The following is a 19,982-nucleotide window of genomic DNA, read 5'->3' on the forward strand; positions in this document are numbered from 1 at the left end:
GCCCGCCGGGAGGGCCGGTTCCCCGGCCTGATCGACGCCGCCCGGGAGAACCACGCCCCGCCCGCCTGGGACGGCGCGGACTTGTTAGCTCGAAGACAGGCTCGGGGAGGAGATCGTGCGCCGCCACCACCGTGTGGTGCCGTTCTGGGCGCCGGGAGAACGGGAGGCCTCGCCGACCTTGCGATTCCTCTCGGGGCGATTCCTCTGGTCGGCGACTACCAGCTCGACATGCCTTCCCTCGCTGATGCGGCAACGTCGGGCGAGAACGCGGCGAGGGCGGTTCTCGCGAGCCTGAATCACCGAGGACGAGCTCGTCGCCCGAGGTAAGGAGCCCTGATGACGGCTCTTCTGGGCCTGCGAACCGCACGCCGCGGAGTGGCACCGGCGCACTGCCCCAGTTCGGAGGCGTCGGGCGGGCTGGGGAAGCGATTGATACGATGTCGAATCGTGTTCGAGAGCAGCGCGGCAAACCGGGGGCAGAAGCGTACGTCCGGCGTCCAGCGCCGTGGCCAGGAGCGACGGCGCGCGATCCTCGACGCAGCCGAGGCCTTGCTCGCCGAGCAGGGCTACGAGGCCGCCACGCTCAAGGCGATCGGTGAGCGCGCGGGCATCCCGACCGCGTCGATGTACCACTACTTCCCCGACCGGCACCAGGTCGAGGCCGAGCTCCTTCGGCGGCACATGACCGAGCTCGACACGCGCATCACGGCCATGCTGGAGAAGCCCGAGGCTCAGACGCTGCGCGAGGCGGTCGACGCGATGATCGACGTCCTGTGCGACTACTACCGTGCGCATCGGAGCTGCACCGAGCTGTGGTTCACGGGCCGCCACCAGATGCTCGTCGAGCTGGTGCGGTCCTTCGACGACGTACAGGCGGAGCGCCTGTGGCGCCATCTGGTCAACCGCGGCCTCGCCTCCGCCGACACTCCGCGGCTCGCCGTACAGCTCTCCTTCGAGGTGGGCAATCGCCTCTTCGACGTGGCTTTCCGCCGCACACCACAGGGCGACGGCGCAACGATCGGCGAAGCGCGGCGCCTCATCACCGCGTATCTGGAGTCGTACTCCTGACAGGGTTCGCAGGAAAGTGCGTTCCTCGCTTCCGCCGTCGCAGGCAGTTGTGAGAGGCAGGCCCGGCCTGCAGGACGACACGTTCTACGGCGTCACCCGCAGGAGTGCCCGCCGCTGGCACGCCCTTGCGTCGGCCGCCAGCTCAGCGCCGACACAACCACTGGCTGTCCGAGCGCCGTGCAGGCTGATCCTGCTCGCACATCTCTTCCTCTACCTCATGCTCACCACGGTCGCCTTCTCGACCGCGTCCCCGGATCGCTTAGGAACCTGGGCGCGGCGCGAGACGCGAGGCACGACGCTCCAGCGGTACGTGTACGGGACGGCACCCGGGCCGGGAGTCTCGCTCTTCATCGCGACAGGCGCGCCGGTCGTAGCGATGGTGTGGCTGCCGGGCCACGTCGGTTCCGTGCTCGAACCGGCGCCCCGCCCGGCAGCGGCGCTCGTCCTGGTCGCCAACGCCTGGATCTGCGTGGCCGTGTCCTTCGCGGTCGCGTTCCAGGCGGACAGTCTCGTGGAAGACGAGGGAGCGCTTGAATTCCGGGCCGAGAACCCGCGTTCTGGAGCGACTGCCTCTACTTCGCCTTCTCCGTCATGACGACGTTCGGCATCACCGACGTCGCGCTCACCTCCCGAGAGATGCGCCGTACCGTGACGGTCGACTCCTGCGTCGCATTCGTCTTCGACACCGTCACCGTGGCGAGCCTGGCTCCTCAGCGCCGGCGACCCAGGCGGTCCGAAACGCGGTCGACCACCCACCCGGCCTTCAGCGCCGTCGCGCCGAGTGCGAGCGAGGGCATGTACGGCGGTCGCGGCCGCCAGATCGCGCGCAGGTCGTCGTGGATCTCGTCACCGGCGAGCCGGTCGGCCAGCAGCGTGCCGACGTAGGGCGACTGAGACAGCCCGTGACCGTTGCAGCTGACGGCGTAGAAGACGTTCTTCGCGGCCTCTCCAGCGACCGGGAGGAAGGACGTCATGGCCACCCACCCGCCCCACGCCCGACGAGGCGCGACGTAGCCGAGCGACGGGAACCGCTCGTGGAAGCCCTGGACGAGATCCGCCACCACCGCGCGATCCGGCTCGTGGGCACCCAGCGCCGGCGGCGCCGCCTGGAGCCGACGGGTACCGAACATGATCGTGCCGCGAGCGGTGCGCCGGTAGTTCTCGAGAATCGTGTGCGGGGTGATGATGCCGGTACGGCTTGTCCAGCCGATCGCCGCCAGCCGGTCGGGATCGACCGGCTCGGTCTCCACCAAGCTGGTCCAGACGGGCGTGATACCGCTCGGGGCGATCTCCAGGTCGCGGGAGTGGGCGTTGGTCGCGAGCACGACCCGCTCGGCGTGGACGCGCCCGCCCGGCACGCTGAGCACGACGCTTGTGCTGTCCGGCTCGACGGCTTGCACGGCCGTCCGCTCGAACACCTTCGCACTCGACGCCAGCAGTGCGGCCCTGAGTCCGAATGCGAGCTTCCCGGGGTTCAGCAGGCCACCGCCCCGCTCGAAGATGCCGCCCAGGAACGTTCCCGGCAGGCCGAAGTCACGGCCGTCGACGAATTCCACGTCCGCCCCCGCGTCGCGGAGGATCTGCATGTTCTTCCTCAAGTGCCGGAGTTGTCCGGTGGAGACAGCGGCGATGACGTTGCCCGTGGGGTCGTACTCGCAGTCAATGGCGAGGCGCCCGATCAGTCCTTCGGTGAACTTCGCCGCACTCTCGCCATACCGGACGAGGTCGCGCAGCCGGCTTCGGTACAGCAGGCGCAACAGTTGGGGGTCTCCGGCCAAGGCATTCGACAAGTAGCCCGCGTTGCGTGAACTCGCACCCCAGCCGCAATACCCGGCCTCGAGCAGAACCACATCGACTCCGCGCTCCGCGAGCCGGAGCGCCGCCGCCATCCCGACAAGACCACCGCCGACGACTGCGACATCGCACCGGACCTCGCCTTCCAGCGCCGGCGCGAAATCGGTGGGCCGATCGGTCCACCCGGTGAACGCCGAGTAGGTCAAACCGTCGGTGGACGCGTTCTTCGCCACGGTGTCCCTCGCCTCCCGCCCTCCGTGCGCGGCGGAGAGCAAGTCGTCAAATGTCAATCTCGAATCTGGTTCGAGTTTACACTGTGGCGCCCCCTCCCGGTCACGTCGGCCGGACGCCGCGTGCGTCACTTGCGGACGCACCTCCCGCACCGGATGCCGCCTGCCGGTGGCAACGGGTCCGACGCCGCCCACTCATCGTCGGCCGGCGGTGCGCAGCGCGCATGTCCGAGGCTGGTCGGTGCGACGCACGCAACTTGCTCAGCCTCCGAGCGCCGCCGCCGCGATCTCGGCGAACATCAGCATGAACGCACCAGCCGTGATCCGGTCACGAGCCTTTGGGTGTCACGCTTCACTCCTGGGCGGATGGTTGCGGGCCGGCCCGAGGTGCTCGACGGTCCATATCGTCGGTCAAATAGGGACAGATGAGCCTGACTTGCTCATATTTGGGCGGCCTGGCCATCCAGCGGGAGCCGTGGTTGAAGATTGAAACTCCCCGCGTTCTCCCCAAGTCCCTTCGCGGGCTTCCTCGAATGAGGGCGGCGACCGGAGTGTATTCGATGCGCCCGCACCGATATGATTGCATCGAAACCATCGTGCTGTCTCACCCGTACGCCCCTGACCTGCGACGAAGCCCAGGAAGTAGCCTGATCCGCATGTTGTCCGAAGTCATCGCGACCCGCTACGTCACGCCCTTGCGTGAAGGCGGGTCGCTTCCGGGGATCGTCGAGGCCGACGATCTCGGTACGTACGTCATGAAGTCGTCTACCAGACCGGGCTGACCTGCGGGTATGTGGCCCTTCGGGCCTCTGACCTGCGCAGAACGATCCTTCGGCGTCTTTCGGCGTCGTGCCGCGTTACGCAGCCGATTCTCCCCAGCCGCTCCCCAGCGGCCTCCATACTCCCCGGATTCTCCCCAGAGAGGACTGGCCGTGAGGGGCGGGGACGCGGGCAATCAGTCCTTACGGAGACTTTTGGTGAGTACGCTGCGTGACCCGGGAGGGCTGGGTGTGGGACGGCGAAACGGCCCGCAGTTTCTTCGTCTGCTGGTGGTACAGGACTCATTGTGGTGCTGACCTGTTGCGTCGGCACATGCCACGGGCGCTCGGGGAGTGTTGGTCCGCGTATGGTCCGGATCTTGGTACCAGCACCGGAGCTGGTGATGGGCCGCTCGGTGCGGTGCTGGAGAGGGGCGGGGTGGTGACACGAGGCCGGTGACGTCGTGCTGATCGGGCAGTCGCCGAACAGAGGGACTCGGGGAAATGCTGTCTCTCCACTCATCATGGCGCGCACGGAACGGGCGGGGCCGGCGCAGGCGTTTCCGGGCAGCCCGGCACCAATGCGGGACGCGTTGAGCGGTACCACATGGCACATGGCGTAGAAGCATGATCCAAAACGAGTGAGTACGCCCGGGCATCGCGTACAAGGAGACAGCGCACGGTGAATCGTCGGGCCGGGGCAAGTACGCGGTGATACCGGAGGGTGGTCACCGGGGCGTACAGACGACGGCGTGCGTCCGTGGACAAGGGCGCCGCCGCTATTCCGCGTCCGCGTTGCCCGGACGGGGTACACGAAAGGCGCACCGGTCACCGGGCGGCGGCCCGCCGCCCGGACCGCGATGAGCTGTTCCTTGGGGGGATCGACGATCGCCGCACGAATCCACCCGCATGCCCGGGCCGAGTACCTCCTGCCGCATCGCCATGAGACCGTCTTCTGGGCCCGCTGGCTGACCACCGCTTTCCTGGCCCGCGCCGACCCGCCGTCAGCCGACTCCGGCGATGCCGCGCTGATCGTCACCGAACTGGTCGCCAATGTCATCCGGCACACCGAGAGCCGTTGCCGTCTGAGTCTGTGTGCCGGCCCTGGATATTCCCGCTCACCGTGCACACCGAGAGCGGCCGGGGTCTGGTCATCGTGCACGCCCTCACCCAGCACCTGGAGATCGTCGATGATCCGTGGGAAGACCGTCCGCGCCGCCCTCGCCGCACCCTGAAGCCACCTCCCAGGGGCAGGCGAACTCGGGCGCGGGGCGGGACAGGCGGCAGCCGGACCGGCCGGCGCGGCTGCTGAACCGGCGCGTGCCCCGGACGGAGAACGAGGCGTCCGGTCGCCGGCTCGCCCATGGCCTCAACTGGCTCCGAACCGACGCCTGTCATCCGCGCTTCATCGAGACGCTGCCCGCCGTGGAAGGCGCTATGAGCGGGCAGTCTGTGCCGGTCGAGGGTGAGGAGCCCGCTCGATGTAGTACGGAACTGGTCGGCGTTCATTCGTACGGGGTAACCGGCGAGGGTCTGAGCAGATGCACCCGGCACACCTGGCTATCTTCGACCCGTCGCCCCTGGACCCCGGGTGCTGTCTGTTCAGCACACGATCTCGTCACCATCCGGGCGCGGGGCGTGCCGATCCAGGACTACGCCATGGCGAAGACCACACGCCGCATAGCCGGATCCCAGGCTTCATCCGGCTCTGGGAATGTTTACGGACCAGGCGACCACAAACCCCCTTATGCCGTGCAGGGGTTCACCGTGATCGAGCTGCGCGGCGACCTCGACCTGTTCACCTCCGATCACGCCAGTACTTTGCTGGAGGCCGCCTTCACTCTCCCCGGCCCCCGGATGCTGGCGGACCTCCGACCGGTGGACTTCTTCGACGGCTCAGCCCTGTCCCTGCTGTGCCGGGCCCGCCGACGCGCCGTGGCACACGGCGGCTACCTGGGGCTGGTTTGCGTTCGTCCCTGGCACCTGCGCATCCTGTGCCTGGCCGGGCTGAGCGAAGTTCTCTGCCCGCGGCCCACGGTCGATCAGGCAATCGCGGCGGCCCTGCTCCACTTGGAGGGCCGAACTCGCCCCTGACGCAACCCTCGATGTTCACTCGACGCGCTCGACGAGCGGACCGTCGTCGTTCCCGGCACCGGCCCCCCGACATCGTCATTCCGTCGCCGGCCCGCTCCCTGGCGGCCGTCCACGAACAACGACGATCCTTGGAAGCCCAGATCAGCGAACTGTTGGAGGCACACCCTCTGCACCAGGTCCTGACCTCAATGCCGGGGCTCGCGGTCAGGACCGCCGCCGTCCTGCTGGTCACCGTCGGCGGCGGCACCTTCCACGAATCCGGAAAACACCTCGCTTCGCTTGACGAAAGACGTAGAGGTCCCCCCCCGGGGAAGAGTAGTTTAGTGATAAGCCAGTCCCCGCCCGGGTGGTATTCCACCCAGACCCCGTAGTGTGCTTCCGGCCACGGTTGCTGGCACCGTCCTGACCGGAGGCCGCCCATGTCCAGCTCACCCATTCCGCCGCCGGATCCGTCCGCGAAGAACGGTCCTTCCCGGCTGCCGCGCGAGGCGCGGATCACCGCCGCGCTGATCGACCTCGCCGACACCCTGGTCGATGACTTCGACCCCGCCGAATTCCTCTACCGCGTCGCCGAACACTGCATGGACCTGCTCGACATCGGCGACGCCGGTGTCATGCTCGCCCTGCCCGGCGGACCGCTACGCCTGGTCGCCGCCTCCTCCGAACGCGTACGCCTGGTCGAACTCTTCGAACTCGACGCCAGCGAAGGCCCCTGCTGCACCGCCTTCCACCAGGCCACCTCCGTCGACCACACCCTCAACGCCACACCCTCACCGCGCTGGCCGCGCTTCAGCACCCGCGCCCACTCCGCCGGCTACACCTCTGTGCACGCCACTCCCATCCGGCTTCGCGCCGACACCATCGGCGTGCTCAACCTCTTCCGCCGTGTCCCCGGGCCGCTGCTGCAAACCGACCGGCACCTGGCCCGCGCCCTGGCCGACGCCACCGCCATCTCCCTGCTCCAGCAGACCACCCTCGACCAGCACCGCACCGTCCGCGCCCAGCTCGAAAAAGCCCTGGACACCCGCACCATCATCGAACAGGCCAAAGGCTTCCTGACCGCCCGCCACGAAACCGACCCCGACACCGCCTTCCACCACATGCGCGCCCACGCCCGCCACCACCACCTGCGCCTGGTCGACCTCGCCCGCGACATCGTCAACGGAACTACTGTTATCCCGCCTCACCCTGCCGCCGGGGCCCCCGAACCACCTGGGCAGGGAACGCGGTGACGTGCCCCTGTAGCGTCGGCGCGATCCGGCCCCCTTGTGCACAGCACCCCGTATGCGTTTCGGCATGACGCGTGCCATCGCCCGTGACGCACCCGCTGTGTCCGTCGACCTGCGCTCGACGATGTTCATCGACTGCTGTGAAGCGCGGGAACTCCTGCGTGCCCGACAGCAGGTACGGGCACGGTCGGACGGTTCTACCTGGTCCGCGATGATCAGCGCACCCTGAGAGCACTCGTGATCACCGGCCGCCTGCCGACCTTCCGGCTCGCACGGACGCCGAAGGAAGCGCTCGCAGATGCCGGAGGACGCTTCGGTCGAGAGCCGAGTGAAGCGCGGTGCTGTCCGAGGCCGGTGCCCGGTTGCGCGCCGCTGAAGACACCGGCCGCGACCTGATCACCCGACTGTCTCCGTATCCGGCCCACAGCGGTACCACCGACGCGGCCTCCGCCCTCGCCGGACGGCTCATCCGGCCGTGCGCCACTCCGGTCTTCCCTCGTCCGCGCCCTAGGACCGTGACGGCCGCGGGGCCGACAGATGGGTGTCAGTCGAGTTCGTGGGTGTCGAGGACATGTTGGGCGGTGTGGAGCAGGGGCTGGCTGTGGCGGAAGGAGTGGGCGCGCAGGCGGGCGAGGGCGTCGTCGGGGGTGAGGCCGTATTTGGCGGCGAGGACGCCGGCGGCCATGTGGACGGTGGGTGGGTAGCCCTGAGGCCCGCGCTGGGCGGGGCGGGCGGGGGCGGTGAGCAGGTGGGGATGCTCGTCCAGGGCGAGGAGGGCAAGGATACGGGCGTAGGCGCCGGCGCGGTCTTTCTGCGCGGGGGTGAAGCGGACGGGGTCCCGGCGGTAGAAGTCCAGGGCGCCGACGGGGAAGTCGTCGAAGGTCAGAGGCAGGGCCAGGACGCTGCGGGCTCCTTGTTCGCAGGCAATGGGGACATAGGCGGGCCATCGTTCGGTGTGGTGCAGGTCGGCTGCTTCGATGAGGGTGCGGTGGGTGTAGGCGTCGGTGCAGGGGCCTTCCCCGGTGACCAACTGCGCGTCTTCCACCGCCCGGGCGCGTTCGTCGGTGGCCGCGGCCAAAAGTCGCAGCTCACCGGCGACGACCAAGGTGATTCCGGCGAAGTCGGCGTCGAGGTCGTCGGCGCAGGCGCGGCAGCCGGTGGTGAGGCTGAGGCCGCCGTTCAGAACGGCGGCGCTGATGCGCTGCCAGGCTGTGGCGCGATGATCATGGTCCATGGGATCCCTGCACGGCGGAGGCGGTATGGCGGGAGGACCGTCCTTCCGCCGGGGGCTGGGGCGGGTGCCGGGCCGGGATCGGTGCGGGCCGGGCGATGCGATCAGGCGGAGCAACCGGGGCGTTGTATGGCGCCGGTGTCCAGGGAGCCGTCGATGAGCTGCCGGCACATGGTGGTCAGTCGAAGTTGATGCCTGCGGGCGTGTTGACGCAGGGCGTTGAAGGCGGTGTCGAGGTCGGTGTCCCAGCGTTCGGTCAGGATGCCCTTGGCCTGTTCGATGACGATGCGGCTGGACAGGGCGGCTTTGAGCTGGGCCCGCTCGACGTTGCCGTGCACGATGGTGCGGTGCTGCAGGATGGCGATGGTCGCCACGTCCGCGAGCGCCTGTGCCACCCGCGCGTCAGGATCACTGAGTTTCTGCTCGCGCACGTCGAAGAGGTTCATGGCGCCCACGATCTGCTGCCGCAGCCGCATGGGCAGGGCGTGGGTGGTGGTGAAGCCGGTCTGGCAGGCGCGTTCGGCGAAGAGCGGGAAGGCGGCCACCTGGGCGGAGACGCGCAGATCGATGTTGAGGCGGGCGACGCCGCTGCGGTGGCATTCCACGCAGGGGCCCTGGTCGGTCTGCAGGGCGAACAATTCCAGCAGCCGGGTGTGCTCGTCGGAGGCGGCGATCAGGTGGAGCCTGCCGTTCGGGTCGGCGAGCATGACTCCCACGGCCGTCACGTCCAGCAACTCGTTGCAGCGGTCGCACAACTGGTGCAGGAAGTCGATCAGGTCGAAGTCGTCGACAAGGGTGTCGACTGCCTCGACCATGGCCGCCAGCAGCTGCTCTTCACGTGTCATGGCCCTTCAGTCCCTTCGCCGGCAGCGGTGCCCGGCCCGTTTTCATCATCTCGGAAGCTCAGTCGTCTGGCCACCACGTCCTCGGCGACTTCGGTCACCGTGCGCCCGTGGCGGAAGGCGTAGGCCCGCAGCCGTAGCAGCGCCTGCGCCAGTGAGACTCCGGCCTGCACGCTGACCATGCCGCTGGCCTGGTGGACAGCGGCCCGGTAGAAGTCCGATTCGTTCTCCGCGGCGGCGAAGGCGTCCCGCTGCGGACCACCCTGCAGGAGGATGGCGGTCAGGGCGTTGGCCACGATCCAGGCGTCGGTCATCGCGGTGTCCGACAGCGGGCCGGGGGCCGCCCGCTGCAGGGTCAGGGTGCCCAGGCAGGCGGAGCCGACGTGCAGCGGGAGGCAGAAGACGGCGCCGATGCCCAGCTCCGTGAGCTGGGGCAGCAGGGCGGGCCACCGGCCGGTCGGCACGCGTGACAGATCCGGCACGAGCACCGGCGCGCAGCAGGCGGTCGTCTCGGGGCCCGGCCCCTGGCCCAGGGTGTACTGCCAGTCCTCCAGCCGCGTGCTGGCGCCCGGGGTGGACCACAGCACTTCAGCCAGGCCACCGTCGGTCGTCGCGGAAGCGGCGAGACCGTCCACCCGCAGGACCTGCGCACAAAGGTGCGGGTCGGCGCCGATCAGGCCCGTGGTGCCGCGCGAGGGGCGCAGGCTCCCCAGTACGGCCGCCAAGTCACTGCCAGTGCCCACCTTCACCTCCCTGCGTGATCTTCGGGAAATCCTCTTCGGCACAGGGACGGCCCGACGACCACCAGTCTAGGTAACTTCACGTCGCGCGGACACCTGACCGTGGAACTCGGAAAAGCGGTGCCCAGGCCCGGACGCGGCCCCCGAACAAGCGGGCCACGGCGCCTCTCTTCCCGCGAACCCTGTGCAGGGCCCGATGGAGGCGTAGGGTGAGGAAGCAGGCTGCCCGCAGGCGATACTGACCGCCAACGAACCCTGACATTGGCTTCCGATCGGGGCAGCGTCGGCGGTGAATGCCGGAGATCGGTCGCGTTCCCATGGAGACTCGCTTTTGGGGTGTACGTACGCCCTCTGCCGCGTCGAGCTCCCCGTGACCGGGCCCCGGCCGCAGGCCGTGGCGCTCGCCGCCCGCTACGTAGGCCAGGACCACCCGGCCCGGCAGATCGGCGAAGCCTGCTGGACGGCCCTGCACGGCGCCTACTCGGTGGGAGTGACCCTCGCGGCCGACGCCGCCTTGGCCCAGCGGGTCTCGCTGTGCGCCGTCGGCCCCCTGGCCGAGCGGGGTGAAGCATTGCAGATCAATCTCGGCGAAGGCCCCTGCGTCCAGGCTCTGCGCCAACGCGCACCAGTCCTCGCCGACGACCTCCGGGATTCCGACGCCACCCGCCAGTGGCCCGTCTACGCCCGGCACGCACAGGAAGACCACATTCGGGCGGCGTTCGCACTGCCCGTTCTGGCCGGCCCCGGTCCCGCGCAGGAGGCCGGGCTCGTCCTGACTCTCTACAGCGACCGGCCCGGCCCGCTCACCGCAGCCGACCTGCACATTGCCCGTGATCACGCCGATGCCGCCGAGCTCCTGCTCCTGACTGCCCCGGTGCCGGCCGAGGACGACCTCGCCCACGCCTGGCTTCTGCCCACCGACGCCGTCGTCCACCAGGCCATCGGCATGATCAGCTACCGCCACGCCGCCACCACCGGCCAGGCCCTGGCCCTGCTGCGCGCGCATGCCCACACCCAGGACACCGACCTGGTCGTCCTCGCCCACGCAATCGTCCACGAACACCACACCCTCCCCGTCACCCCCGAACCACCCGGACCCACGGCCTGACGAAGCTCGACGGCCGGCCTCGAATCCGCTCCGTGCAGCGCCGCGGCATTCCGGGGCCGCCGGGTGAGGAACTGCCGGGAGTGGCGCCGCGGCGGAGGAGGACACGTCCTGCTCCCTCGCCGCCCGGCACCGGCCCCGCGTCGTCTCGACGAGCACACACAGGCCAGCGAGGGCACCGTGCCGCTTTCGCCACTTGCCCGAGCTGAAAGTTGCACGCGAGGGCCGCGAGGGCCCCCACCACGCATACCACGCCACCGTGCCGTTCAGCCCACGCGAGGTGCGGGACCACTCAGCATTCCGGTCGGGTCACTTGCGGTAGTGGTCGAGGCGGGCGGGGCTGGGCCAGCGGATGTCGGTGGCCCAGCCGAGGAGTTCGAAGAGGCGGATGACGGCGGCGGTGGGGTCGAGCTGGCCGCGGTCGACGCCGTGGCGGGCGCAGGTGGGGTCGGCGTGGTGGAGGTTGTGCCAGCTTTCACCGAAGGAGAGCAGGGCCAGCGGCCACAGGTTGGTGGCGCGGTCGTGACGGCGGGTGCGGAAGGGGCGCCTGCCGGCCATGTGGCACAGCGAGTTCACGCTCCATGTCACGTGCTGGAGCAGGGCGACGCGTACCAGGCCGGCCCACAGCAGTGCCGTCAGCGCGTCGTGCAGGGTGCCGCCGACGCCCCAGCCGATGGCGAAGGGCAGGGCGAGGCTGAGGGCGCACAGGGCGGGGAAGGCGCGGGAGACGGCGCGCAGCCCGCGGTCGGCGAGCAGGTCGGGAGCGTAGCGTTCGGCAGGGGCCGGGAGGCTGGTTTCGCGGTGGAAGAGCCATCCGGCGTGGGCGTGGGCCAGGCCGCGGAGCTGTCCGCGCAGGCTGGTGCCGTAGCGGAACGGTGAGTGGGGGTCACCGGGGCGGTCGGTGAAGGCGTGGTGGCGCCGGTGGGTGGCGACCCAGCCGATCACATCCCCCTGGAAGCTCATCGAGCCGGCCACCCCCAGAGCCAGGCGCAGCGGCCGGGCGGCGGTGAAGCTGCGGTGGGTCAGGCCCCGGTGGAACCCGGCGGTCACGCCCAGTCCGGTGACGACGTAGAAGACGAGGGCGATGACGATGTCGGCCGGGGCGAGCAGGCGCCCCCACAGCCCCCACCCGGCCAGGACCACGGCCAACAGGGGAAACGCCACGATGGTCCCGGCCAGGACCAACTGGAGGCGCTGGGCGCCGGTACGGGCAGCGGGATGCCCGGGGCACGGGAAGGGGGAGGTCCCGTCATAGGCGGGTGGGCTCCCGGGCCGTTCGGATGATGCCTGGGGTGCGGTGGTCGTGGTCATGCCTGGCTCCTCGGCCTGGTCGCAGGGGTCCGGTGCGGCCGGGGGCTCGGGCCGGTGAAAGGCGGGATGCCGGAGCGGTGCGGCGTGGCTCCTGCCGGTCGTCAGGTGCTGTGGGACGGGGCCGCGTGCGGGGCGTGGTGCCCATGACGCAACCGCGGCCCCGTGTCGCCGTCCGTGCGGGACGCGCTGGTCATCATGCGGTCGGCCCGCCCCGGTGGGGTGCCGGGCGCCACGACGAGCAGGTCGCACCGGCCGGTGCCGAGGGCGAGCAGGCACACGGTGTGCCGGTGGCCCGTTCCGCCGGACCGGCTGACGCGGATCACCCGACGGCCGAGCACCAGACGGCGGGGGCCGGCGTTCCACATGGCGTCGTCCACGGTGACCCGCGTGATACGGCCCCAGCGCGGCGTCAACGCATCCAGCAGGGCTGGCAGTTCGGTGGCGAGATCGCGGGTGTGCGGCCACCACGCACCGTCGATCCGGTGCGGTCCGTTCCCCTGCGGGAGCAGCGCCAGGCGGAGGGGAACGGCCTGGTATGCGGCGGCCGTTGGCGCGTCGGTGCTGGTCATCGTGTCCGCCTGTCTCCAGATGGTTCGCCGGGTGTGGGAGGTAGGGGCCGCCGGGGGGCGGCGTTCGTGAGTTCGTCGTGGTGGGGCGGGCCGGTGACCGGCCACGGCGGGGACGTTCCTTCGGTACCGGGGGTGCGGGCGGTGTCGACCGTGAAGTGGAGCCTGGTACCGCCGTCGGGCCCGTCGGTGGGGTAGCTGCGCTGCTCGGTGGCGGCATAGCGGTCGCGCAGCGTCTGGGCGACCAGCCGGGCCGCTTCGGGCGACGCCGCCACGATGCGGACATCGGCGTGTCCGGGCGCCGGCGACGACTCCTCGGCCGCCGTAGTGGCCCCCGGGCGAGGGGTGGCGCGTTCGGGGCGGTTGCTCAGTGGGCGACGGTGTGTCATGCGTTCTCCGTAAGTTGTTAGGCGGCCCGGGAGGGCCGGGTGTGGCTTATGCGTTCTTGCCATCAGTGGCTTCCGAGGAGTGGCCGCCCGGTCCTCCGGGGCGCCCCGGCTGCTGATTGAGATGTGCGCGCTTCGTGCGGTCGCTGATTACGGAGATGACAGCGGGGTGTTCCTCGGGCCGACGGCGTGCCGTGCGACGCGAGGAGGGGCGAGTGAGCGAGCGACGGGCCCGGGTCTGGGCCGGTATCGACGCAGGCAAGAGCCACCACTGGGCGGCGGTGGTCGACGAGACCGGCGCGACCCTGTGGTCGAAGAAGATCGACAACGACGAGTCGGCGATCCTGACCGCGCTCGGCGAGATCCTGGACCTGGCGGACAAGGTGTCCTGGGCGGTGGACATCTGCGGCACGTCCTCCGCCTTGCTGTTGGCCCTGCTCGCAGCGCACGGCCAACAGGCTGTCTACGTGCCCGGCCGCACGGTCAACCGCATGTCCGGCGCCTACCGGGGCGAGGCCAAGACCGACGCCCGTGACGCCTACGTGATCGCTGAGACCGCCCGCCACCGCAGGGACTTCGCCACCATCGACGTGCCCGCCCAGCTGGCTGCCGATCTGGCCCTGCTGACTGCCCACCGCACGGACCTCGTGGCCGATCGGGTGCGGATGATCAACCGTCTGCGCGATGTGCTGACTGGCGTCTTCCCCGCCCTGGAGCGTGCCTTCGACTACAGCTCGCACAAAGGCGCGTTGATCCTGCTGACGGGCTACCAGACCCCGGCTGCCATCCGCCGCCGCGGCCGGGCAAGACTGACTGCCTGGCTGGCCAACCGGAGCGTCCGCGGCGCCGACGCCGTCGCGGCAACCGCCCTGGAGGCTGCTCAAGCCCAGCAGACCGCCCTGCCCGGCGAGGACGTCGCCGCGCAGATCGTGGCCGAGCTGGCCACGCAGATCCTGGCCCTGGATGATCGTCTGAAGCGGATCGACAAGCAGATCCGAGAGGCGTTCCGTGATCACCCGCAGGCCGAGATCATCGAGTCGCTGCCCGGCATGGGACCGATACTCGGGGCGGAGTTCGCCGTCGCGGCCGGCGACCTGTCGGCCTACGCAGACGCAGGCCACCTGGCCTCGGCGGCCGGACTCGTACCGGTCCCGCGTGACTCGGGCCGGCGCACCGGCAACCTGCACCGGCCCAAGCGCTACAGTCGCCGCCTGCGCAGGGTGTTCTACATGTCCGCGCAGACCAGCATGATGCGCAAGGGACCGAACCGGGACTTCTACCTCAAGAAGCGCGGCGAGGGCTGCAAGCACGTTCAGGCCGTCATCGCCCTGGCCCGCCGACGAGCCGGGGTGCTGTGGGCGCTGCTGCGTGACGGACGGGTCTTCACCTCCGTTCCACCGGCCACGCAAGCGGCTTGACTTCAACATTGAGACTCCTTGAGGGCGGCGCGGGGGCGGCCGCGGGTGGTGGTCGGTCACGGTCGCCGTCGGGGGCGTGGCGGTGCGCTGAGCGTGCGGCCCCCGGGCGGATGCCGGGCTTCCGGGCAGCGTGTGCAGGCTGTCCGTCGTCCCCTGGGCAACCGGGACCGTCGGTGCCCTGGTCGCCTCCCCCAGTCGCGGGCGGTACGGACGTCGTGCGGATCGGCCGCGGCGTGCGTCAGCGCGGCGGCACGGCCGGGGGCGGTTTCGGGCGCCAGGATCAGCCGATCCCAGCGCCCGACGGTGTACGAGGCGAGGAACAGCTCGTGCGGGTCCTGTTCGTCCCTGAATGCGCCCACCCGCACCACATGATCGTGCACGGGCGTCTTGCGCGGAATCACCGGCCGGTGGCTGGGATTCACCGTGATGTGGGTGATCCGGTCCCACAGCGCGTCCAGTGTCGCGGTGAGAGCAGGTAGTTCACGCCCCAAGTCGCGGGAACAGGGCCACCGGTCGCCGTCCAGCGGGCCACCCGACCGGCTCGCCGGCACCAGGGAAAGCCCAGCCGTTCGCCGGGCGGAAGAGAGGGGCGTCGGTTCGGCGAGCACCGTCATGGCTCGCTCCCACCTGAGAGGCACCACGACGGGCGGGGTCGGCTGCCTGGGGTCGTCGCTCTCCGGGAACGACACCGGCATCTGAGCCGGTGTGCGGAATGCTCCCGGTAGTGCCAGCCTACCGCGCCCGGGAGGCGCGCGGCCCGAGCGGAGGACGGCCCGCAAAGCACGCGGGCGGGGCGTCAGGAGCCGTCGGGACGCCGTGTCGCTGTCGTACCCGGGAGCGCGTAACGGAGGATGCGGCTCCAGGTGGAGGCGTACTGCCTGCGCAGCGGGCCGGTCACGTACGGGATCCCGTACGCCTCGCAGGTCTTGCGCACCCGGTGGGCGATCTCGGCGTAGCGATTGCTGGGCAGGTCGGGGAAGAGGTGGTGCTCGATCTGGTGGCCGAGGTTGCCGCTGAGGACGTGGAAGAGCGGGCTGCCTTGGAGGTTCGCCGAGCCCCGGATCTGCCGGAGGTACCACTCGCCCCGGCTCTCGCCTTCGACCTCCTCTTCGGTGAAGGTGCGCACTTCGCCGGGGAAGTGGCCGCAGAAGATGATGGTGTGCGCCCAGATGTTGCGCAGGGTGTTGGCGGTGAGGTTGCCGAGAAGGCACGGCACCGCGGACGGACCCGCGAGCAAGGGGAACAGGAGGTAGTCCTTGGTGAATTGCCGCAGGGCCTTGCGGGCCAGCCCCGCGGTGTCGGTGACGAGCCGGCGGACGCTCTTGCGACCGGAGATGACGGCGTCCGTCTCCAGGTCGTACAGCGCGATGCCCCACTCGAAGACCGGCGCGAGGAGGGCGGCGTAGAGCGGCTGGAGGAGGTGAGCCGGATGCCAGCGCTGATCCGCGCTCATGCGCAGGATGGTGTATCCGAGGTCGCGGTCGCGTCCGACCACGTTGGTGTAGGTGTGGTGGAGGTGGTTGTGGGTGTGCTTCCAGGCGTCGGCGGGGGAGGGAAAGTCCCATTCCCAGGTCGTGGAGTGGATGGCCGGGTCGCCCATCCAGTCCCACTGCCCATGCAGGATGTTGTGGCCCAGCTCCATGTTCTCCAGGATCTTGGCGGTGGTCAGCATTCCGGTGCCCGCGAACCAGGCGGGCGGCAGCAGGGAGACGGCGAGGGCGGCGCGGCCCCCTGCCTCCAGCGCGCGCTGCACGGCGACCACGGTGTGGATGTAGCGGGCGTCGGAGGCGCCGCGGCCGGTGACGACATCGGCGCGGATTCGGTCCAGCTCCTGTCCGATTGCCTCGATCCGGTCGGGAGTCAGGCCGGGGACGGCGGTCGCCATGGTGTGGCTCCTTCACATGCCTAGATGTCGAGGGCGAGCGGATTCGCCGCGGCGTTCACGCAGCTCTGGATCAGCTTCCCCGGCTCGCCGTGCACCTCGCCGGTCCGCAGATCGCGCACCCGGCCGTGGAGCAGCGGTACGAGACAGCCGAAGCAGATGCCGCGCCGGCAGCCGTACGGCATGGGCACGCCGGCCTGCTCCCCGGTCACCAGCAGTGGGACGGCCGGGGCGGACTCCGTCTCGACGCCGCTTCTGGCGAACCTGACCCTGCCTCCACGAGCGCCGGGCTCCGGTGGGCGCGGCGGGGCGGGGGCGAAGCGCTCGGTGTGCAGCCGTCCGGTGAGGCCGGCTGCCGCCCAGTGCTCCTCGATCGCGGCCAGCAGGCCGGGTGGTCCACAGGCCCAGGTCTCGCGAATCCGCCAGTCCGGACAGGTGCCGGTGATGTCCGTGGGGGTCAGCCGGCCCGGTGGCGGGGCCTTTCCCGCCGGAAAGGCGTGGGAAGCCTGGGAGCGGGTGTGCCGTTCATGGAAGCGGAACCACGGCAACCGGGCTGCCATGTCCCGCAGCTCGGCGCGGAACAGGACCTCCCGCTGTGTGGGAGCGCTGTGCAGAAGTACGACGTCCGGGGGGCCGGGCCGTCGGGGGCGACGCTTCGCCAGCGTACGCAGCATTCCCATGACCGGTGTGATGCCACTGCCCGCTGACACCATCAGCATCCGGCATGGCGGCGGGTCGGGGAGCACGAACTCGCCCTGGGCGGGGCCGAGCCGCAGCACGGTGCCGGGCGGGGTGTGGTGGACCAGACGGGGGGAGACCCGGCCCCGCCGGTCCGCCTTGACCGTGATGGCCAGCGCCGTACCGGCCCCGCCGGGCGGGGAGGTCAGCGAGTAGGTGCGCCAGTGCCGCACGCCGTCCAGTTCGACACCGACGGGCAGGTACTGTCCGGCCCGGTGCCCCGCCCAGCCGCGGCCTGCCCTGATCACCAGGGTGGCGGCGCCGGGTCCTTCCGGCCGTACGGCGACGACCCGGCCCGCCGGGTGGCGCGCCGACAGCAGCGGATCGATCAGACCGAGGTAGTCGTCCGGCGCCAGCGGGGTGGTCAGCAGGGCCGCGGCCGACAGGATCCGGTCGGTGAACCGACCGGTGAAGAGCGAAGGCGCGGACCAAGACATCTGCGGGTTCCTCTTCTCGTGCCCTGTGCGGTGACGCGAGCAGTCAGAACGTTGCACACACGTACATGCTTGTCTGGCGGTGACCACCGCCAGACAAGCACAGGCGCCCGGCCGCGTGGAGGGAATCCCGCCAGTGGGCACGGGGTCCCCGGCTCCTGTTCGCGGCCGTGGTGGACGTCCGCCGTCCACGGGTCACCTCCACGGACCGCGCGTCCGGTACGGGGGCCCTGACACCGGAGCGCACCGGGCATGTCGGGATGGGACGGCTCGACAGGGTCCCGGTTCCGACAGCCGGTACTCGTGCGCCCGATGCCGGCGGCGCGACCGGTCGGCAACGCGGGCAGCCGGTTCGGGCACAACGCGGCAGGTACGTCGTCGCACCCTGTGTAAGCGGGGCGCCCGATCCGCCGCCGGGCACAAGATGTCCGTAAATGGCCCTGCGGTTCGTGTCGGGAGCCGGTCACTGTGGGGCTGCTCGAAGGGACGCGGACCACCGGGCCGGGAGCCGGCGGTGCGGGCCGGGCGCCCGGCAGGAGTGTGCGCTCAGCAGCGACGCGCCGTCGGGGGCTGGAACATCGACGTCCTGATGCGAGGGTGAACCGGTCCACCGGGCCGACGCGACGCGCCGCGGCGTCCGGCACAAGGGCCGGTGAGACCAGGGGGAAGCCTGCGGCGCCCCCGGGGCCGGCCGGCCGTCGCACGGCTCATCGTCAGCTTCGCCGCCGACCTCGACCCGGCAGCCGCCCTGACCACCGCCTGCCGTACCGTCCTGACCGGCCCGTGTGCGGTCGGTCCGACGCCGGCCGTCGATGCCGCCCGGGCCCGGCGTACACCGTTCGCCTCTCGCCGCCGGCCGACTCCGGTGGCCTGCTACGCAGGCTGCCGTGCTCACCGGTATCGCCGTGACTCGGCAAGGCATGTTCCGTGATGGTCCTGGTACGGCGCCGCCGCGCGCTCGGCCGCACGCCGGGCGGCGACCGCCGTTTCGGGCGACGGCCGCGTGCCCCGTGCGGTGCGGCGTATGCCGCGCCCGCCGTCTCACGTGACACTCCCTCATCGGCAGCCAGTAGCGTGAGGATCTGGCTCATGAACGCCCGAGGGACGATCCGGATCCGCCGCCGGGAGAGCAGAGGCGGGTCCGGCGTCTCGTGAGTGTGCACCGCAGGCTCGCTCATCTGCGGCACGTACCCCCGGGCCCGGCACCGACGACCGAGGGCTCCTCCCTCACCCTAGGGCTGCTCGCCGCCGTGGGAGCGCGGCCCGCCGCAACTGGTACACAACGACGGGACCGGACGTGCAGCAGAGCCGCCGGTGTGACAGGCCGCTGTCAGCGCCTCCCGCGATTCCGGCCGCACACCCGTACCCCCGACAGCGTGCCACGGTCCCTCTGCGTTCTCTCCCGGCCGAGGGAGCCGCTTGGTGGGACAGCGAAGCCGCAGCCACCGGTCGGGATCGTCGCGATTCCGCCCCGCCGTGGTCATGGCCGCGGACGTCCGAGTGACGGTGGCGGTGGATCCGACGGTGGCGGCGGATCGGTGAAGAGGGTGCTGTGCCCGGCTGTCAGCTCCGCCCGGCGCCAGGCGCGGCCGTCTTCGGCCAGCGCGTTCACCGCGGCGGCACCGTCGGCGAACACGGGCAGCAGAGACACGGTGCCCGTGCGCTCGATGACCTTGCGTACGGCGAGGCAGGGGCCCGCGAGCAGCAGTTCGCCGCCGACCGAGTGCAGGCGCATCGCCTTGCGGACCAGGACCGCGAGGGCGTCGATGGTCAGACGCTCCACTGCCGTCACATCGAGGATCACGGTAGGTACTGCGGCGCGGCACCGGATGACGGAAGCCAGGCAGCTGATCGTCTCCCAGGAACCGTCGGGCAAGGGGAGCAGGTGATACTGGGCAGGTCGAGACAACGAAATCGGGGCCTTCCGCGCGCAGAGCGGACGCTTCGGGCCCCAGAGGTGTCGCGGCCCCACGGCCCGACGCGCTTACCGTGCCGCTGGCATACCCCCTCACCCCCCGCGGCACCCCGCCCACTTGCCATGAGATTTTCTACGCTCAATGTCCACCAGAGGCTCGGATCTCCGCATCGGGAAGCGCGGACCAGCAGCGGGAGGAATCGAGCGGCGCGGGCCGGCCCGTGCTCCCGGAACCGAACTG

At 70.7% G+C, this 19,982-nt stretch carries 18 protein-coding genes and 3 pseudogenes; 10 read left to right on the plus strand and 11 right to left on the minus strand.

From position 1 onward, the window contains the following. The first annotated feature begins 447 nt into the window (after positions 1-447). Together EJG53_RS36365 and EJG53_RS36370 are read left to right on the plus strand one after the other, a co-directional pair. Positions 448-1,068, plus strand: coding sequence for a TetR/AcrR family transcriptional regulator (locus tag EJG53_RS36365; protein WP_244955484.1), 621 nt, complete (start codon positions 448-450; stop codon positions 1,066-1,068). A gap of 217 nt (positions 1,069-1,285) precedes the next feature. After that, a pseudogene (locus tag EJG53_RS36370) lies at positions 1,286-1,707 on the plus strand (DUF1345 domain-containing protein); the annotation flags it as partial. Between the two features lie 71 nt (positions 1,708-1,778). Here EJG53_RS36370 and EJG53_RS36375 read toward each other — a convergent pair. Beyond that, on the minus strand, positions 1,779-3,095 hold the full coding sequence (locus tag EJG53_RS36375; RefSeq protein ID WP_125048468.1) for an NAD(P)/FAD-dependent oxidoreductase: 1,317 nt from the start codon (positions 3,093-3,095) through the stop codon (positions 1,779-1,781). A gap of 653 nt (positions 3,096-3,748) precedes the next feature. On the opposite strand from EJG53_RS36375, the pseudogene EJG53_RS43470 reads away from it, so the two are divergent. From EJG53_RS43470 to EJG53_RS40825, 6 genes and pseudogenes are all read left to right on the plus strand, one after another. Next, a pseudogene (locus EJG53_RS43470) lies at positions 3,749-3,853 on the plus strand (HipA family kinase); the annotation flags it as partial. 869 nt (positions 3,854-4,722) lie between these two features. Continuing rightward, positions 4,723-5,085 (plus strand): hypothetical protein, encoded by a 363-nt coding sequence (locus EJG53_RS36380; protein ID WP_125048469.1) that lies wholly within the window; start codon positions 4,723-4,725, stop codon positions 5,083-5,085. Positions 5,086-5,509: 424 nt separating this feature from the next. Next, on the plus strand, positions 5,510-5,944 hold the full coding sequence (locus EJG53_RS36385; RefSeq protein ID WP_078659547.1) for an STAS domain-containing protein: 435 nt from the start codon (positions 5,510-5,512) through the stop codon (positions 5,942-5,944). Positions 5,945-5,965: 21 nt separating this feature from the next. Further along, a pseudogene (locus EJG53_RS36390) lies at positions 5,966-6,222 on the plus strand (IS110 family transposase); the annotation flags it as partial. A gap of 141 nt (positions 6,223-6,363) precedes the next feature. Continuing rightward, positions 6,364-7,176: a GAF and ANTAR domain-containing protein gene (locus EJG53_RS36395; RefSeq protein ID WP_125048470.1), complete on the plus strand. Its 813-nt coding sequence runs from the start codon at positions 6,364-6,366 to the stop codon at positions 7,174-7,176. Positions 7,177-7,240: 64 nt separating this feature from the next. Then, positions 7,241-7,402: a hypothetical protein gene (locus EJG53_RS40825; RefSeq protein WP_154806424.1), complete on the plus strand. Its 162-nt coding sequence runs from the start codon at positions 7,241-7,243 to the stop codon at positions 7,400-7,402. A gap of 315 nt (positions 7,403-7,717) precedes the next feature. Here the strand turns inward: EJG53_RS40825 and EJG53_RS36400 are convergent, their stop codons facing one another. The 3 genes from EJG53_RS36400 to EJG53_RS36410 all read right to left on the minus strand — a co-directional run bounded on the left by EJG53_RS36400 (position 7,718) and on the right by EJG53_RS36410 (position 9,989). Then, entirely contained in the window at positions 7,718-8,407 is a 690-nt protein-coding gene (locus tag EJG53_RS36400; RefSeq protein WP_033035372.1) for a GAF and ANTAR domain-containing protein, read from the minus strand. Between the two features lie 101 nt (positions 8,408-8,508). Beyond that, a complete protein-coding gene (locus tag EJG53_RS36405) occupies positions 8,509-9,249 on the minus strand; it encodes a GAF and ANTAR domain-containing protein (protein WP_125048471.1) in 741 nt (246 codons plus the stop codon). Next, complete coding sequence (locus EJG53_RS36410; RefSeq protein ID WP_158710827.1) at positions 9,246-9,989, minus strand: ANTAR domain-containing protein; 744 nt, start codon at positions 9,987-9,989, stop codon at positions 9,246-9,248. The genes EJG53_RS36405 and EJG53_RS36410 overlap by 4 nt, the downstream gene beginning before the upstream one ends. A 367-nt stretch (positions 9,990-10,356) precedes the next feature. Here EJG53_RS36410 and EJG53_RS36415 point away from each other — a divergent pair, with 367 nt between their 5' ends. Then, complete coding sequence (locus tag EJG53_RS36415; protein ID WP_125048472.1) at positions 10,357-11,094, plus strand: GAF domain-containing protein; 738 nt, start codon at positions 10,357-10,359, stop codon at positions 11,092-11,094. A 306-nt stretch (positions 11,095-11,400) separates the two neighbouring features. Here EJG53_RS36415 and EJG53_RS36420 read toward each other — a convergent pair whose 3' ends face one another. The 3 genes from EJG53_RS36420 to EJG53_RS36430 form a co-directional block, all read right to left on the minus strand. Next, positions 11,401-12,402 carry an acyl-CoA desaturase gene (locus EJG53_RS36420; RefSeq protein ID WP_033035374.1) on the minus strand — a complete coding sequence of 334 codons (1,002 nt, stop codon included), beginning with the start codon at positions 12,400-12,402 and terminating at the stop codon, positions 11,401-11,403. A 101-nt stretch (positions 12,403-12,503) separates the two neighbouring features. Beyond that, the gene (locus EJG53_RS36425) at positions 12,504-12,971 is read right to left on the minus strand and encodes a DUF5994 family protein (protein ID WP_063749331.1); all 468 of its coding nucleotides are present in this window, start codon (positions 12,969-12,971) and stop codon (positions 12,504-12,506) included. Continuing rightward, complete coding sequence (locus EJG53_RS36430) at positions 12,968-13,357, minus strand: hypothetical protein (protein ID WP_078659541.1); 390 nt, start codon at positions 13,355-13,357, stop codon at positions 12,968-12,970. Before EJG53_RS36430 ends, EJG53_RS36425 begins: the two co-directional genes overlap by 4 nt. 212 nt (positions 13,358-13,569) lie before the next feature. On the opposite strand from EJG53_RS36430, the gene EJG53_RS36435 reads away from it, so the two are divergent. Further along, a complete protein-coding gene (locus tag EJG53_RS36435) occupies positions 13,570-14,772 on the plus strand; it encodes an IS110 family RNA-guided transposase (protein WP_033035375.1) in 1,203 nt (400 codons plus the stop codon). A 56-nt stretch (positions 14,773-14,828) separates the two neighbouring features. Here EJG53_RS36435 and EJG53_RS44030 read toward each other — a convergent pair whose 3' ends face one another. From EJG53_RS44030 to EJG53_RS44035, 4 genes are all read right to left on the minus strand, one after another. Next, complete coding sequence (locus tag EJG53_RS44030; RefSeq protein WP_371858767.1) at positions 14,829-15,467, minus strand: DUF5994 family protein; 639 nt, start codon at positions 15,465-15,467, stop codon at positions 14,829-14,831. Positions 15,468-15,568: 101 nt separating this feature from the next. Beyond that, complete coding sequence (locus EJG53_RS36445) at positions 15,569-16,657, minus strand: fatty acid desaturase family protein (protein ID WP_125048473.1); 1,089 nt, start codon at positions 16,655-16,657, stop codon at positions 15,569-15,571. Positions 16,658-16,677: 20 nt separating this feature from the next. Then, on the minus strand, positions 16,678-17,829 hold the full coding sequence (locus tag EJG53_RS36450; protein WP_033035377.1) for a ferredoxin reductase: 1,152 nt from the start codon (positions 17,827-17,829) through the stop codon (positions 16,678-16,680). Positions 17,830-19,306: 1,477 nt separating this feature from the next. Beyond that, entirely contained in the window at positions 19,307-19,798 is a 492-nt protein-coding gene (locus EJG53_RS44035) for an STAS domain-containing protein (protein WP_359132354.1), read from the minus strand. Positions 19,799-19,982: the final 184 nt, after the last annotated feature.

It is taken from the genome of Streptomyces chrestomyceticus JCM 4735 (assembly GCF_003865135.1).
Classification (GTDB): domain Bacteria; phylum Actinomycetota; class Actinomycetes; order Streptomycetales; family Streptomycetaceae; genus Streptomyces; species Streptomyces chrestomyceticus.

What these genes read in the sequence shown, in the direction of transcription:
- EJG53_RS36420 (WP_033035374.1), bottom strand. Translation starts at nt 12,402, where the DNA reads ATGACCACGACCACCGCACCCCAGGCATCATCCGAACGGCCCGGGAGC.
- EJG53_RS36395 (WP_125048470.1), top strand. Translation starts at nt 6,364, where the DNA reads ATGTCCAGCTCACCCATTCCGCCGCCGGATCCGTCCGCGAAGAACGGT.
- EJG53_RS36405 (WP_125048471.1), bottom strand. Translation starts at nt 9,249, where the DNA reads ATGACACGTGAAGAGCAGCTGCTGGCGGCCATGGTCGAGGCAGTCGAC.
- EJG53_RS36425 (WP_063749331.1), bottom strand. Translation starts at nt 12,971, where the DNA reads ATGACCAGCACCGACGCGCCAACGGCCGCCGCATACCAGGCCGTTCCC.
- EJG53_RS36385 (WP_078659547.1), top strand. Translation starts at nt 5,510, where the DNA reads ATGGCGAAGACCACACGCCGCATAGCCGGATCCCAGGCTTCATCCGGC.
- EJG53_RS36400 (WP_033035372.1), bottom strand. Translation starts at nt 8,407, where the DNA reads ATGGACCATGATCATCGCGCCACAGCCTGGCAGCGCATCAGCGCCGCC.
- EJG53_RS36445 (WP_125048473.1), bottom strand. Translation starts at nt 16,657, where the DNA reads ATGGCGACCGCCGTCCCCGGCCTGACTCCCGACCGGATCGAGGCAATC.
- EJG53_RS44030 (WP_371858767.1), bottom strand. Translation starts at nt 15,467, where the DNA reads ATGCCGGTGTCGTTCCCGGAGAGCGACGACCCCAGGCAGCCGACCCCG.
- EJG53_RS36450 (WP_033035377.1), bottom strand. Translation starts at nt 17,829, where the DNA reads ATGTCTTGGTCCGCGCCTTCGCTCTTCACCGGTCGGTTCACCGACCGG.
- EJG53_RS36430 (WP_078659541.1), bottom strand. Translation starts at nt 13,357, where the DNA reads ATGACACACCGTCGCCCACTGAGCAACCGCCCCGAACGCGCCACCCCT.
- EJG53_RS40825 (WP_154806424.1), top strand. Translation starts at nt 7,241, where the DNA reads ATGACGCGTGCCATCGCCCGTGACGCACCCGCTGTGTCCGTCGACCTG.